This is a genomic window from Legionella cardiaca (assembly GCF_029026145.1).
In the GTDB taxonomy this organism is placed as follows: domain Bacteria; phylum Pseudomonadota; class Gammaproteobacteria; order Legionellales; family Legionellaceae; genus Tatlockia; species Tatlockia cardiaca.
Genome location: NZ_CP119078.1, coordinates 2,503,475 through 2,517,367 on the forward strand (window position 1 = coordinate 2,503,475; position 13,893 = coordinate 2,517,367).

The window sequence follows — 13,893 nt, forward strand, 5'->3', positions numbered from 1 at the left end:
CTCATTGACTTATAGAATCCTCGTCAAGTGATATTTAAGGATTAAGGCATGAATCACATCACCCAAGTTAAGACTTTTTTAACTGAACTACAAAAGTCAATCTGTCATGAGTTTCTCGCTATAGACAGGAATGCTAACTTTATCTCAGATAGCTGGGAAAACCAGTTAGGACATGGGATAAGTTGTGTGATAGCAAATGGTGATGTTTTTGAAAAGGGAGGAATAAACTTTTCGCATGTTAAGGGGAAGAGCCTACCTGATTCAGCAACAGAAAAACGCCCGGAGCTTAAAGGTTATCAATTTGAAGTTCTTGGAGTATCCATTGTTATTCACCCTATCAATCCCTACGTACCCACCTCACATGCTAATTTTCGATTTTTTATAGCCACCAGGGAAAATGCTGAACCCATTTGGTGGTTTGGTGGTGGTTTTGATTTAACGCCTTATTATGGATTTGTAGAAGATTGTATTTATTGGCATACCATGGCAAAAGAAGCGTGTGACAATTTTGGCAACGATGTGTACGCCTCCTATAAAAAATGGTGTGATGATTATTTCTATATTAAACATCGAAATGAACCTCGGGGTGTTGGAGGAATTTTTTTTGATGACCTTAATATGTGGGAATTTGAGACCTGTTTTAATTTTTTAAAAGCCGTTGCGAATCAATATACTAAAGCTTATTGTCCCATTGTTCTTCGCAGAAAGAATATATTTTACACAGAAAGACAAAGGAATTTTCAGCTATACCGCAGGGGACGTTATGCTGAATTTAATTTAATCTACGACAGAGGGACAGCTTTTGGTCTGCAAACAGGAGGAAGGGTTGAATCGATTTTGATGTCACTACCACCCCAGGTAGCTTGGGTTTATGATTGGCATCCGCTATCTGGAACAGAAGAAGAGAAGTTGTATACTGATTTTTTAATCAATAAAAATTGGCTTGATTGCAATCTATAAATAACGAATATCGACATAACATGGCGTCAAGGCACTTGCCCTCGACGCCGTGATTCGAAGACCAAACAATTCAATTAACTTTTTGACCTAATAAAATCCGTAATAATCGTTACCGATTCATCAACAGAATATTTAGAAGTATCTAATGTCATTGATTTTGATTGCCATGGTTCATAATCCCGTTTTAAAACATCTAGCCAGTTAGGTAACTTGTGTCCGGGTATATCGGCTTTTCGGGTTTCAATTCGGCGTTGATGTTCTTTGGCATTTAAACAAACTAGCTCGATTTCAATAAAAGCTGTGTTTGCATCCATCGCCACTTTTTGCCAATCGTTCCGTGTAATGGCAATGGGGTTGACCGAGTCAGCAACTACAGGAAGCCCTAACTTTAGGTTATCTAACGCAATGGCATAACATATCATATACCCTTCAGGCCCTACCCAATGTTCAGCAAAGCCAGAGAATTTTTTGAATACTTGCTCCACTGTATCAATCCGTAGATAAACTGCATTTAATTGTTTAGCAATTTGTTTTGATATTGTTGTTTTTCCTGTTCCTGGAAGTCCACCAAAAATAATTAACATACATAGACCCTAATCATTTCATTGCATTACGTTAAAATCACCGGACTATATTTCACCACTGAATGCGTGAATACGCATTAAATAGTATGACCATGATGTCATTTTTCGCTGTAATTTAAATTAAAAACAACTTCGCTTAAGAATAAATGTTATAAGCCCTATCAGTACAGAAAAAATACTCGCTATAATAAATTGCTCAAACCACACCAATAACCAGTTCTTTTAAAAAAATTATCTGCGTTTTCCTTCATGATTTTCGAGAAGGGATACCGTGTGCATCGCCATCATTTGTTCTTCATTGGCCTTAATAACACGAACTTCAAAGGGCCTTAAAAAATCGAGGTGACGTAGAATCGCATCGCGTATAAAACTTGAATTTTCTCCGATACCACCAGTAAACACAATCCCATCAACACCGCCTAACGCCACTGCCATCATGCCTGCTAACTGCGCTGTTCTGATGGAAAAATAATCGAGTGCAAATCGTGCTTTGGGGGCATTACTGTCTTGTAATAGACAAACGTCGTATGTCAAGTCTGACAATCCAAGAAGTCCTGATTGATGATAGAGAATGGACTCCACATCATCAGGAGATAAATTAAGCTCACGTATCATATAAATGACAGCGCCTGGGTCCAGAGTTCCACAGCGAGTTCCCATTGGTAAGCCGTCAAGAGCGGTCATCCCCATGGTGGTATCAATGCTGATGCCCTTGTGTATGGCGCATAGACTGGCGCCATTACCAAGATGGGCAGCGATGATGCGTCCTCTTGCCAACTCAGGTTCATTCTGATGTAAAAAATGAGCTATCCATTCATAAGAAAGACCATGAAACCCATAACGGCGAATGCTTTGATCACGGATTGTTTGCGGCAAGGCATATTCAATAAATAAAGGCTCATGATGAGCATGAAAAGCCGTATCAAAACAGGCTATTTGCATTAACTCAGGCTTGAGCGCACTGAAAATCTCAATAGCAATAAGATTATGCGGTTGATGAAGTGGTGCTAGAGAACATAGTTCTCGCAAATAGGTCATTACTTCAGGTGTTATTAGTACGCTGGAAGTATATCTGGTACCGCCATGAACGATGCGATGGGCTACTGTGTCGACCGGCCATTGGCTTTGCGCTTCAATCCAATGGAAGATAAAATGCAAGACCTTTTCGTGATTATAATCCCTAGGAAGTTCTATTTTATCTTTAAGCGCCTTTTTTTCATCTGTTACTGTAAATAAAGGTCTATTGCCTAAATCAGAGATACTACCTTGAGATAAAAGTTCCAATGAAGGGTGTCTTGAGAAGATTTGAAATTTCACACTTGACGATCCTGTATTAATCACCAGAATACTGTCTTTTTTCTTACTCATCATTTTATCTTTCCTGCCTTGCGAGCTGCGGCCATTTTAACTGCCAAAGCACAGGATAAAAGTCGAGTTCGCAATGAATCGGCTCGACTAGTCAGAATAATGGGTACACGTGCCCCCAAAACAATACCGCCAGCATCAGCATGTCCAAGAAAAGTTAACTGCTTAGCCAAAATATTACCCGAGTCAATATCAGGGACAAGCAAAATATCAGCATCCCCCGCAACCAAGGATAGGATTCCTTTATCATCTGCAGCCTGCTTGTTAATCGCATTGTCAAATGCCAAAGGTCCATCAAGAATACCCTCGGTGATTTGACCGCGATCAGCCATTTTACACAGGGTGGCCGCATCAATCGTTGCTTGCATCCTGGGATTTACAAGTTCTATGGCTGCAAGAATAGCTACTTTAGGTTTTTTATCCTCACCGAACAAGACACGCCAAAGATTAATCGCATTTTGACAGATGTCAGCTTTCTCAGCTGCATTAGGTGTAATATTAATAGCAGCATCTGTAATAATGAGTGGTTTATGATAAGACGGAACGTCCATCACATAAGCATGACTAATTCGGTATTTAGTGCGTAAATTAGATGCAGCAGGTACAACAGCTGCTAATAATTCATGAGTACTCAGAGACCCCTTCATTATGGCCTCAACTTTCTCTGTAGCGGCCAACTCTACCGCTTTGCTTGCTGCAGCATCACTATGCTCTGTATCAATTAGCTCCCATTGGGAGATATCAATAGCTGCCTCATAAGCAGCCGCCTTAATCTTTACCATCGGACCAATTAAAATGGGGAGAATTAGCTCAGCCTTCACGGCATCGGCCACTGCAGTGAGCACATTAGCTTTTACCGGATGAACAATAGCTGTGCGAATGGCCTTCATATCCTGACAGGATCGAATAATGGCCTGAAAACGATCATGGTTATGAATCTCGATGGATGGCAAATCAGCTCTTGCCACGCGTATTTTTTTAGTCGGTGCAAGAACGGTAGCTAATCCTTCAATAACAATTTCCCCACGTTGGTTAACGCCTTTACATTCAAACGTTACAATTGCCTTATGGGGGAATTTATCTCGCACGATAAGCGTGATGGTGATGTTATCTCCAATACGTACTGGTTTTCTAAATTTAATATCCTGCTCAAGATAAACTGTCCCTGGGCCTGGCAAGACTGTTCCAAGCAGCGCCGAAATTAATGAGCCGGACCACATACCATGGCCAACAATGCCACGAAAGATATCACTTTTAGCGAACTCAGGATCCATGTGAGCAGGATTTACATCACCGGACATAACCGCAAAAAGCGAAATATCTTCTTGTGTTAACGTTTTAGTCAAACTAGCCTGCTGACCCAGGGTCAACTCGTCAAAAGTGGTATTCTCGAGCAATTCCTTATTCATCGTTTTTCCTACAGTTAGATAATTCTAGACTCAAGCTTTTGCTTGTGAGCGGAGCCATTCGTCGAGACCGATATGACCGAGGCGTGCTTTGCCCAACGGCACGAGTGAATGCTCTTTGACCAAGCCACCGAAGTATCGGGCATCCGGGTCACTTACGACCTTACGCGGATCGCCAATCTCTTTCAAATAACGCGCAACAATTTCGTTAAATGGCGCTTGTTCTGGGCCGGCGATCTCGATAGTGCCGTTGCGTGGCGATGCGAGCGCCACATCGGCAACGATGGCAGCGACATCGTCAGCAGCGATAGGCTGAAACAGACCCGGCGAAATCTTGACTACATTTCCATCTGTACTTGAAGAAGCAATTCCACCAAGAAATTCCATGAATTGGGTCGAGCGGATGATGGTGTAGGGAATACCGGATGTCTCTATCAGCCTCTCTTGAGCAAGCTTAGCGCGGAAATAGCCATTATCGGGTGTCCGGTCAGTTCCGACGATAGACAGCGCAACATGGTGACGAATGCCTGCTACAGCTTCCGCTTCGCGGAGGTTGCGGCCAGAAGTCTCGAAGAATTCCAGCACGGCTTTGTCTTCCCACAAAGGCGCGTTCGCCAAGTCGACGACAACCTGAGCACCGGCAAGCGTTTTTGCAAGCCCTTCACCAGTGATGGTATTGACGCCTGTAGCGGGTGATGCCGCTACGACATCATGCCCTCGTTTGCGAAGATTGTTCACAAGCTTCGTTCCAATCAACCCAGTGCCCCCTATGACTACGATTTTCATATGCGCTCCTTCCTGTAGGTAGCCCGTAATTCGGGCAAGTGGTCAAGTGCACTTCAGATTCACACTATGTTTAATGCACATGTGTAAAAACACTCTCCAATGTTTATTGAACCATAACAGATTGTTTCTCCTACCCGCTTCCATTGCTTCGTCAAAGATAAGTTCGGAAATGGCAAGACGCTTCCCAGTTACTTCACTGGTGTGAGCACTGGCGCGCCCTTGTTCTTGATCAAAAACACAAGAAATTTTGCTGACTTGGTTTTGTCTGCACTCCGGCCAACAATGTGAACATCGTCGGGCCCTTCATAGAAGGTCTGTCCTGGTGTCAATGTAACTTCCTTTCCGCCTTTCAACTGCATAACGATGGAGCCTTCCAGCACATATACAAATGCGTGTGCATTGTGACGATGGATAGGGTCCGTAGCTCCAGGCGGATACTCTACCATGATCAGCTGGCCTTCCTTACCAGGGAGGTCTTTCAGATCTTTTGACATAAGTGACATCACCTTAGCCTCCTGAGCTGTTGCGATGCCTGATATCAAACATAGGCCGATACTCAAGTTCATAGCTAATATAAGATGCCAAAACCTCACTAACTTAAGATTGATTGTATGCTTCATTATGAAACCTTCTCGTAATGGTAACTATGTTAAGAACAATGCTATGCATTATTTACAATGACGTTAGCACACTAATTAAATCATTGTTAAGGAACTTTACTTGATTTCAGATTTAATTGTTCTGGAATGCTTATTGATGGGGCATCTTGGGAAGTTACTTAGTTGGTCTATTGTCGCAATTTCCTTTCTATTAAAGCCTTAATAATTTCCTAAGAAATTGTTGATAAACTATCCAACTAGTTGAGCTAGCAATCAAAGAATTATGCTAAGATTTTTTATCTTCAAAAACGTTGTTCTTTTATCTTCTACGTCAAAAAAATACTTAACTCTTTAAATTATATGAGAAATTAAAATGTACAACAAAATGGAACAACCTCAAGAAAATATAATTTACATTCACAAGAATATGAGCCAAACACAGGCTACAAAATTATTGTTAACAAGCGCCCAAAAAGCAGTGGAACAACATGGTAAAGACATTCAGGATAATAAAAAATTATGGTTATTACGAGACAGTAGTGTCCCTGGTCTAATTACTTTTGAATCGATTGTTTATCATAAGGCAAGTGAGCAATGGGTAGTTCAAAATGCTATTCGTTATATGAATTCAAAGCAAGGATGGGTAATAAATAATAAGCCCCCTAAGTCTTTAGAATTTGCTCAAATAGTAGAAAAATCTGGTGGAAAGAAAGATATTATTGCTGATGATAATAGCGTGCTCATTGAGAGCTTAGTAATCCACATACTTGAGACAGTAAATTGTAGTCTTGATGATCATATTACCCCTTTCATGGAAAAAGATACCAAGGTTGTGGCTAGGGGTCGCTATGTCGAGAAAGAAGAAGACTTCACATTACCCAGCTATATAGCAAATATTTTAATTTGCCCATTAACTAAAGAGAAAAGAGAACAATTGGGGCTACATGGAACCGTTCCACTTATGAAAGATCCCGTTGTTTTAAAAGATGATGGAAAAACGTATGAACGCGATGTGCTAATTGCTCAATACAAAGAATTAGGCATTCATTTACAGGAAGGAGAGCATTATTACCGTAATTTGGTATTAAGAAATATTATTGGTTATCTTGCTTCACAAGAAAAATCACCTACCGAGTATTCAGAAATTTTAGATAAAATAGATGAAGAACTCATTGACTCACTTAGTGTTGAGCATTTTGATAATCCGGTTATATCTCCTAGTGGTAACTCTTTTTCAAAAAAAGAAATAACTCAATATATTAACTCCAAAAAAGTGGGACTCCTGGAGCCTGTGGTTAACGATCCTTTAAACCCTGGCGTAAAAATAGGAAAAATGGATCTTATCCCCAATGAAAATCTAGAACTATTTGTTAGATGTTGGCCAGATTTTTATAAAAGCATGAAGGCTGAGATTATCTTAAAATAAGAGCCTGCTTTTTGTCTGTGCATTACCCAATGCACAGACAAGATTCGCTGTTTGTTGCAATGCAAACTGCAGAATAAACACTACTAGTTTGACGGTTTTGAAATAAAAAAGACTAATACATTAATAAACATCATTATTCCCCATAAAAAAGCAAAGAGAGAATAAAATAAAAAATAGACTGCCCAAATGAAAACCACTTTTTCTGATATGAGATAGGGAGAAATGAGCATTAATAGAAGCTGTTCTAAAACAATAACTAAGGTATAAATCCAAAGACTAATAAAAAAGGAATTATTATAAGAAAAAAAATAAGGTGTTTTGAAGCACGCAAGCAAAATGAGATTAAATAAAATAAGAAAAACTATAAATAAAAATAGTCTCTCATATAGTATATCAAAGGGCAGGTAATTACCTAGAAATACGCAGAATTCTAAAAACAATATAAGCTGCAATAAGAGTAAGAGCCCACTCTCACTTGGGTTGAGTATTTTTCTGCAAAAAAGAATCGATAATATCCAATTAATTCTCATAAGGGCCCTAGATATACCGAAAAATTAACAGGTTCAGAATACATCGTATGGCAAGAAACCCCTAAGGAAAATCTTGCAGTATTATAAGGGGTAAAGTTACCTGAGTTTATTTCTTTCCATGACTGAATGTAGCCTAATTTTTTATCAAATTTAATTGTTACGTTATTAATATTGTCGCAGATACAACCGTTTGCTCCACATCGTGGATAATTTAATGGAATCAACTCTCTAAACAAAGCAGTCATTGGTTGCTTTTTATTTAACCATGATGGGGTGATTTCACAACCCAGACCAGAATTAGCTGTTTTGATAATTTTAGGAATCCCATTAGTCACCTTGATTGTATATGCACAATCACGACTACTGTAATTTAATAGATAATTATCAAGTTTTCTGGACTCCCAGAGTTTGAAAAATTCTTTATAAGAATCAATAAGTTGATTTCTTGAGTAGATTGAGTAAACAAAAAGTAAGGCAGCAGTAACTACAAAGGCAGTTATAAAGATAACAATAAATCTCGTTTTAATCTCATTAAAAAGAGTCATTTTCCACCCCAGTCATACTGGCTATTTTAAGTGTAGCTTTCTTGTAATAAGGAACACAAAAAACTTAGTCAACATAGAAATGTGATGTTTCCATACTTACACGCATTTAACGTGCTACAAACAAAAAACTTTGCCTAATTCTAAAAGAAATTTTTTGTAAGTGTTCTATTATATTTGATTCTAAAAGACTTTCTTGACCTCTCAGATCTTCAGGACATTAAAAACTCTAAAACATAAGGATCTTTGATTAGCCAAGGAGACTGTTGATGATTATGTATGGCTGCTTCTTCATGTCCTTGGGTGAACAACAAACGTCTGTAGTGACGACTTTTGATGTTGCGTTCCAACAGACACGTGCTCCAATTTTGGGAGCTTGCTTCTTGCAGATAGTAATGTCGTTCATTTTCATCATCTAAACACATAATCAAACGCAGATGGGATATTTGGTGAGCATATGCGCCCCATTACTTTTTGAAAAAGCAAGAGGCGACCCTTAAGCTCTTTTATTCGCACTCTAACGCGCACTCTAAAATTTTCAAAACTCGAACCATGTCATAATTTATCTGGGTATTGTTCCAGTTCCATAATGTTCTGACTATAATTTATTAGAAATTGGCATGAGATGGATAGCATGGCAAGAACTAAGATAGGACTAGTATTCGGAAGTGGATCCGCACGTGGCTGGGCACACATAGGCGTCATTCGTGAATTAGCACACTTGGGTATAAAACCGGATCTAGTTACAGGCTCGTCCATAGGCGCGTTAGTTGGTGCAGCTTATGCTTCAGGTAACCTCGACAAATTTGAAGAATGGGTCTACACGCTGAAGCGTACGGACATCCTAAAATTATTAGATGTCCGCATCACTGGTGGAGGCTTTATTCAAGGGCAATCTCTGATGACTGCCATAGAAAAACGCATTGGAAATCTTAATATAGAGGATCTTGAGTTTCCCTTTGCCTGTGTTGCCACGTCTCTATTAAGTGGTAAAGAGCATTGGTTGCGCGAGGGTTCCTTGCTTGAAGCAGTACGAGCCTCCATCTCTTTGCCTGGCATCTTTGCCCCTTTTGTTTTAAAACACGATTTTATGCTAGATGGTGGCTTAGTTAATCCTGTGCCTATTTCACTAGCGCGTGCTATGGGTGCAGATTATGTGATCGCGGTAAATCTAAATGGGGATCTCGTTGGCAGACATTTCTCGCGATATCCTAGAGAAACATCGTTAACTGAGAACGAGGACAACAAAAAGAAACTGGAATACGGGGAAAAGAATAATCCAACCATTTCTACGTGGCCATCGAAGCTTAAAGTAGACTTCGACATTCGGTTGGATTCCTTTATTTCCTCCCTGCACAAGAAAAAAATCTTCAAACCAGGTCTCTTCGATGCAATCGCTGGCTCCATTAACATTATGCAGGAGCGCATTACTCATGCGCGAATAGCAGAGGATCCACCTGACATTCTTATCGAACCGAAACTTGGCTATATTGGTCTTATGGAGTTCGATCGTGCGAAAGAAACCATACAAGAAGGTCACGAAGCGACTCAACGCGTAAAAAACGATCTTGAAAAGCTTAAGCTTCAATTGTGAATACTTTTGGCTAATTCAAGCAAGCATAGGCTGGGCTATAAACGCAGCGACCAATCCGAGTATGATCTGGAAATTGATTATTAACTCAAAAACAGAATATTAATTCAAGAATCAATCCATTCCTTCAATCATTTCTTGGCTTTTCAGACCAAGGCTACGTTCTTCCTATTATGGTTCCGTAGGAAGTGATTGAGAATAGCAAGCGTAGGCTGGGCTAGAAAGCCCAGCCTACGCTTGAGTATTACATAGAAATTGATTATTAACTAAAAAGCAGAATATTAATTCAAATATCAATCCATTCCTCCAATCATTTCTGGGCTTTTCAGCCCAGCCTAAGCTTGCTTGGTTTCCACCCACATCATTCAAAACAGTAAGAACCTCAAAAAATGCTACAATTCTGCTACACAACAAGGCAATGTATGTTGGATGGAAAATTTTAACATATTGATTTCAAATAATTTAAATGGCGCGCTCGGAGGGACTCGAACCCCCGACACCTTGGTTCGAAGCCAAGTACTCTATCCAGCTGAGCTACGAGCGCAATAAGATACTGTAGGGTAAATCGGATTGATTATGCTACCCCGTTGTCTGGACTTTAAACAACTGAGGCCAGAATGGTGGGCCGTATAGGATTCGAACCTATGACACAGAGGTTAAAAGCCTCCTGCTCTACCGACTGAGCTAACGGCCCTTTACAGGTAAACAATTTTTTAGAGCAAACCTCATTTAATGCATTGCATTAAATGGTGGGCCGTATAGGATTCGAACCTATGACACAGAGGTTAAAAGCCTCCTGCTCTACCGACTGAGCTAACGGCCCTAAAGAGGCTGGAATGATACCGGATTAAGGTAAAATTTCAAGTGTTTTCTGGCTTTTATTTTTCATTAATGCTCTTCCAGTAAATAAATCATCACTGGTAGCCAAAATAGTCCAACCCTCTGTAGTCAAACTACTGGCTTTTGTTTTTAAACACGCTTTCGGTACTATCAATAATAAAACATCGGCTCCCAAGGCTCCGCATCCTTTGGCCGCCAAGATATCATCCTGCGTTTTAAAGGCTTGAATATGTTGCAAACTGTGAGATGCAATTAGGTTAAGGCTACTTAATTGTTGTTGATAATCATTGATGGCTTTAACCAATTCTGCACTATTTTCTTGCTCAAATGCCTTTCTTGCCTGTTCACTAATTGCAGAAAGTTCGTTAACTGAATGAGGAAGGGTCATTCTTTGTAAATGATAGTGTGTTGCTAACTTCTGGCCACTATGAAGCAATAAAAAGGCAATATCCTTAAAAACCCAATCATAGGATTGAATAATATTATTTTGACGATTGATATAAACACAGCGATTCTGCAATTGGGCTGAGACATCATAACCACTAGGTTTAAGTCCTTCTCCTCGCCATGCTGCTTGATAATAAGCATCAAGAAGCGTTTTTTGAGTAGGACGAAGATGCAATAAATGGCAACTTGCCAAATAAGCGCCGATAAATTGCGCGCTCGATGCCCCCAATCCTCCTTTTCCTTTATAAGGATCACGCCATAGTAGCCCTTGTTTGGGCATGCGATGATGTAACCACCATTGACCTGCAGGAGAATCGGGATGAATCCCTTGCATAAGATCATCCTCAGTAAACGCTAATTCAAAACAGGGAGCTGTCGTTAGAATAATTGCTGAACCACCAGCTACAGCAGCATATTCGCCCAGTAAAAATGTTTTTGCCGGAATACGCCACTTCATGATGCTGCTTTTGCCCGTCGTATTTCAGTTAATAGCTCACAAGCATTATTTAAACTAACGCGCTTATTAATAGTCAACCAACTCTGCAAACGCTCTTTTAACACCGGCATTTCATGATCCGTTGCGCCAGCCACCAATAATAAATTATCAATGTGTAATTTCATATGGCCCTGAATAATCCCTTCTGTGCATAGTGCTTTAATAGCCCCCAGATTTTGAACCAAGCCTACGGCAGCCAACACGCGAGATAGATGATTAGCGGATTGAATACCCATCATGCGCAAGCAAAGTTTTGCCGTCGGATGCAATGCCGTAACACCACCTACAGTACCAACAATAATCGGTGCTGTTAATTCCCCCGTCAATAAGCCATCCTGATAACGCCAGCGGGTAATTGCTTGATAACTCCCAGAGCGAGTCGCATAAGCGTGGATCCCTGCTTCCACCGCTCGCCAATCATTTCCGGTAGCAATTAAGACAGGATCAATACCATTCATAACACCTTTATTATGAGTAGCAGCACGGTATGGATCGATTTCTGCAAATAATGATGCTTCCTGTAATCGTTCCCCTAATTCAGGTTCGACGTCGCGAATAGTCACTTTGGCCGTTGTCAGTTTTTCATCATTTAAGTTTGATAAAATGCACATGGTGACTTGCTCACCAGAGATATTTTCTATGGGTGTTTTTAGAAATTCCAGAACTTGATTAATAATGTTTGCACCCATCGCATCACAAGTGTTCATCGTGACATGAATTACAGCCATGTCCCCACCATCATGGCGAGGAATATGTCGCAGCTGCAAATCCATGACACCACCGCCCCGTTTCACCATATTAAAAGCGACTTCTTCGTTTGCTTTTTCGAGCAAAAATTGCTTATTTTCACTGAAGATACTGGAAAATCTGGCAAAATCACTTACTTTCGCAATTTGAATCTGCCCAAGAATACAATCACCAGTCACCCAAGTCATGATTTCACCATGCTGTCTTATCCATTTGGCAGTTTTAGACAAGGCAGCAATAATTGATGTTTCTTCAACAGCTAAAGGGATAACATAATCTTCGCCATCAATACAAAAATTAGTTGCAACACCTAAAGGAAGTTGAAAATAACCAATGACATTTTCAATTAATTTGTCAGCAAGTACCGTATCTTGTACGCCACCCTTTTGTAGGTATTGAATATCTTCTGCAGTTAAGGCACCTAAATCCAACAAACGCTGAAATCGCTCTTCACGCGTCAATTTAGAAAATCCTTGAAATAATTGATTCGCTTGATTGCTTAACGGCATGCCTTCTCCTTTAACTCAGTGAGTATGCGGCTACCTGTACAAAACATAGCAACCTTCAATTCATATTCAATTGTTGTCATCAAGTCATAAACGCTTTGTGCACCTTGAAGCGCTGCATTCAACATGGGTTTGGCAAAACCGACAGAACTTGCCCCCAAGGCAAATAATTTTGCAGCATCCAAACCATGACGAACTCCACCCGAACCCCACACCTCAAAACAAGGTGACAATGAAACCGCATTTCTTACACTTTGCACCGTATCAATACCCCAGTTGCGAAAAGTCACTGCTGCTTTTTGCTGCAGACTTCCTTCTGAAGCGCGATGGCCTTCAATGCGCCCCCAATGCGTGCCGCCTAAACCACTTACGTCAACTGCAGCAACACCAATTTCATTCAGGCGCTTTAATGTGGGCAAAGAAAAACCACAACCTGTTTCTTTAATAATTACAGGAATAGCTAACTTTTGGACTAACTCGGCAAGCGCGTGCCAACAACCTTTAAATTGGGGCGTGCCCTCTGGTTGAATTGCTTCTTGCAGGGGATTGCAATGAACAATTAATGCTTGGGCCTGCAGCGCTTCAGTCAAGCGCTGAAGTTGTTCTAGTGGGGTACCTATTACTTGAGCAATACCTATATTGCTAAATAAGGTAACATCGGGGAATTGTTGTCTTAAAACTTGCCACTCACTTGCTGCTTGTTTATCTGTTAGCTCACGTCGTTGCGACCCCACTCCCATCGCCCACTTACTTTGCGTACAGGCAGCAATCAAATTGTGGTTAATATTAATGGCATCTCGATGTCCAGCTGTCATTGAGCTGACCAAAAACGGTTTCTCTATAATTTTTCCGAAACGTTGACTCTGGATATCAATGTCCGCAAAATCCAAATCTGGCAATGCTTCATGGGCAAGCACAATGCTATCTAAAACGTTCAACTCACTGGCTTGATTACTTTCTAATAATGCAAGCGTGATGTGATCTTGTTTGCGTTTTTCAAATTGACTGTAATTATCTTGCATGCCCCGATACTGCACCAGAAAAAATGGTGTTAATAGTAACATATTT

Annotated in this window: 13 protein-coding genes and 3 tRNA genes; 3 read left to right on the plus strand and 13 right to left on the minus strand. The window is 40.3% G+C overall.

Features of this window, described 5'->3' with window-relative positions:
- Window positions 1-48: 48 nt before the first annotated feature.
- Window positions 49-960 (plus strand): oxygen-dependent coproporphyrinogen oxidase, encoded by a 912-nt coding sequence (hemF, locus tag PXX05_RS10735; RefSeq protein WP_275088216.1) that lies wholly within the window; start codon window positions 49-51, stop codon window positions 958-960.
- A 74-nt stretch (window positions 961-1,034) separates the two neighbouring features.
- Here the strand turns inward: hemF and PXX05_RS10740 are convergent, their stop codons facing one another.
- From PXX05_RS10740 to PXX05_RS10760, 5 genes are all read right to left on the minus strand, one after another.
- Complete coding sequence (locus tag PXX05_RS10740; RefSeq protein WP_275088217.1) at window positions 1,035-1,544, minus strand: P-loop nucleotide/nucleoside kinase family protein; 510 nt, start codon at window positions 1,542-1,544, stop codon at window positions 1,035-1,037.
- 231 nt (window positions 1,545-1,775) lie between these two features.
- A complete protein-coding gene (locus tag PXX05_RS10745; RefSeq protein ID WP_275088218.1) occupies window positions 1,776-2,915 on the minus strand; it encodes an acetate/propionate family kinase in 1,140 nt (379 codons plus the stop codon).
- Window positions 2,912-4,318 (minus strand): bifunctional enoyl-CoA hydratase/phosphate acetyltransferase, encoded by a 1,407-nt coding sequence (locus tag PXX05_RS10750; RefSeq protein ID WP_275088219.1) that lies wholly within the window; start codon window positions 4,316-4,318, stop codon window positions 2,912-2,914. Before PXX05_RS10750 ends, PXX05_RS10745 begins: the two co-directional genes overlap by 4 nt.
- 30 nt (window positions 4,319-4,348) lie before the next feature.
- Window positions 4,349-5,101 carry an SDR family oxidoreductase gene (locus PXX05_RS10755; protein ID WP_275088220.1) on the minus strand — a complete coding sequence of 251 codons (753 nt, stop codon included), beginning with the start codon at window positions 5,099-5,101 and terminating at the stop codon, window positions 4,349-4,351.
- A gap of 188 nt (window positions 5,102-5,289) precedes the next feature.
- Window positions 5,290-5,595: a cupin domain-containing protein gene (locus PXX05_RS10760; protein WP_275088221.1), complete on the minus strand. Its 306-nt coding sequence runs from the start codon at window positions 5,593-5,595 to the stop codon at window positions 5,290-5,292.
- Between the two features lie 490 nt (window positions 5,596-6,085).
- Here PXX05_RS10760 and PXX05_RS10765 point away from each other — a divergent pair, with 490 nt between their 5' ends.
- Window positions 6,086-7,126 carry a U-box domain-containing protein gene (locus PXX05_RS10765; protein WP_275088222.1) on the plus strand — a complete coding sequence of 347 codons (1,041 nt, stop codon included), beginning with the start codon at window positions 6,086-6,088 and terminating at the stop codon, window positions 7,124-7,126.
- Window positions 7,127-7,652: 526 nt separating this feature from the next.
- Here the strand turns inward: PXX05_RS10765 and PXX05_RS10770 are convergent.
- Both PXX05_RS10770 and PXX05_RS15160 read right to left on the minus strand, forming a co-directional pair.
- Window positions 7,653-8,201: a hypothetical protein gene (locus PXX05_RS10770; RefSeq protein WP_275088223.1), complete on the minus strand. Its 549-nt coding sequence runs from the start codon at window positions 8,199-8,201 to the stop codon at window positions 7,653-7,655.
- Window positions 8,202-8,410: 209 nt separating this feature from the next.
- Entirely contained in the window at window positions 8,411-8,623 is a 213-nt protein-coding gene (locus PXX05_RS15160; protein ID WP_420844586.1) for a hypothetical protein, read from the minus strand.
- Window positions 8,624-8,823: 200 nt separating this feature from the next.
- On the opposite strand from PXX05_RS15160, the gene PXX05_RS10775 reads away from it, so the two are divergent.
- Window positions 8,824-9,792 carry a patatin-like phospholipase family protein gene (locus PXX05_RS10775; RefSeq protein WP_275088224.1) on the plus strand — a complete coding sequence of 323 codons (969 nt, stop codon included), beginning with the start codon at window positions 8,824-8,826 and terminating at the stop codon, window positions 9,790-9,792.
- Between the two features lie 464 nt (window positions 9,793-10,256).
- Here the strand turns inward: PXX05_RS10775 and PXX05_RS10780 are convergent.
- The 6 genes from PXX05_RS10780 to fni form a co-directional block, all read right to left on the minus strand.
- Window positions 10,257-10,333 (minus strand) — tRNA-Arg (locus PXX05_RS10780).
- A 74-nt stretch (window positions 10,334-10,407) separates the two neighbouring features.
- A tRNA-Lys gene (locus PXX05_RS10785) sits at window positions 10,408-10,483 on the minus strand.
- A 53-nt stretch (window positions 10,484-10,536) separates the two neighbouring features.
- Window positions 10,537-10,612, minus strand: a tRNA-Lys gene (locus PXX05_RS10790).
- 24 nt (window positions 10,613-10,636) lie between these two features.
- The gene (locus PXX05_RS10795) at window positions 10,637-11,533 is read right to left on the minus strand and encodes a mevalonate kinase family protein (RefSeq protein WP_275088225.1); all 897 of its coding nucleotides are present in this window, start codon (window positions 11,531-11,533) and stop codon (window positions 10,637-10,639) included.
- The gene (locus PXX05_RS10800) at window positions 11,530-12,828 is read right to left on the minus strand and encodes a hydroxymethylglutaryl-CoA reductase, degradative (RefSeq protein WP_275088226.1); all 1,299 of its coding nucleotides are present in this window, start codon (window positions 12,826-12,828) and stop codon (window positions 11,530-11,532) included. The genes PXX05_RS10795 and PXX05_RS10800 overlap by 4 nt, the downstream gene beginning before the upstream one ends.
- A complete protein-coding gene (gene fni, locus PXX05_RS10805; RefSeq protein ID WP_275090498.1) occupies window positions 12,819-13,847 on the minus strand; it encodes a type 2 isopentenyl-diphosphate Delta-isomerase in 1,029 nt (342 codons plus the stop codon). The genes PXX05_RS10800 and fni overlap by 10 nt, the downstream gene beginning before the upstream one ends.
- Window positions 13,848-13,893 lie beyond the last annotated feature (46 nt).

Bases quoted from the DNA above. Each gene is read 5' to 3' on its own strand.
- hemF (WP_275088216.1), top strand. From the start codon at position 49: ATGAATCACATCACCCAAGTTAAGACTTTTTTAACTGAACTACAAAAG.
- PXX05_RS10740 (WP_275088217.1), bottom strand. From the start codon at position 1,544: ATGTTAATTATTTTTGGTGGACTTCCAGGAACAGGAAAAACAACAATA.
- PXX05_RS10745 (WP_275088218.1), bottom strand. From the start codon at position 2,915: ATGATGAGTAAGAAAAAAGACAGTATTCTGGTGATTAATACAGGATCG.
- PXX05_RS10750 (WP_275088219.1), bottom strand. From the start codon at position 4,318: ATGAATAAGGAATTGCTCGAGAATACCACTTTTGACGAGTTGACCCTG.
- PXX05_RS10755 (WP_275088220.1), bottom strand. From the start codon at position 5,101: ATGAAAATCGTAGTCATAGGGGGCACTGGGTTGATTGGAACGAAGCTT.
- PXX05_RS10760 (WP_275088221.1), bottom strand. From the start codon at position 5,595: ATGTCAAAAGATCTGAAAGACCTCCCTGGTAAGGAAGGCCAGCTGATC.
- PXX05_RS10765 (WP_275088222.1), top strand. From the start codon at position 6,086: ATGGAACAACCTCAAGAAAATATAATTTACATTCACAAGAATATGAGC.
- PXX05_RS10770 (WP_275088223.1), bottom strand. From the start codon at position 8,201: ATGACTCTTTTTAATGAGATTAAAACGAGATTTATTGTTATCTTTATA.
- PXX05_RS15160 (WP_420844586.1), bottom strand. From the start codon at position 8,623: ATGTGTTTAGATGATGAAAATGAACGACATTACTATCTGCAAGAAGCA.
- PXX05_RS10775 (WP_275088224.1), top strand. From the start codon at position 8,824: ATGGATAGCATGGCAAGAACTAAGATAGGACTAGTATTCGGAAGTGGA.
- PXX05_RS10795 (WP_275088225.1), bottom strand. From the start codon at position 11,533: ATGAAGTGGCGTATTCCGGCAAAAACATTTTTACTGGGCGAATATGCT.
- PXX05_RS10800 (WP_275088226.1), bottom strand. From the start codon at position 12,828: ATGCCGTTAAGCAATCAAGCGAATCAATTATTTCAAGGATTTTCTAAA.
- fni (WP_275090498.1), bottom strand. From the start codon at position 13,847: ATGCAAGATAATTACAGTCAATTTGAAAAACGCAAACAAGATCACATC.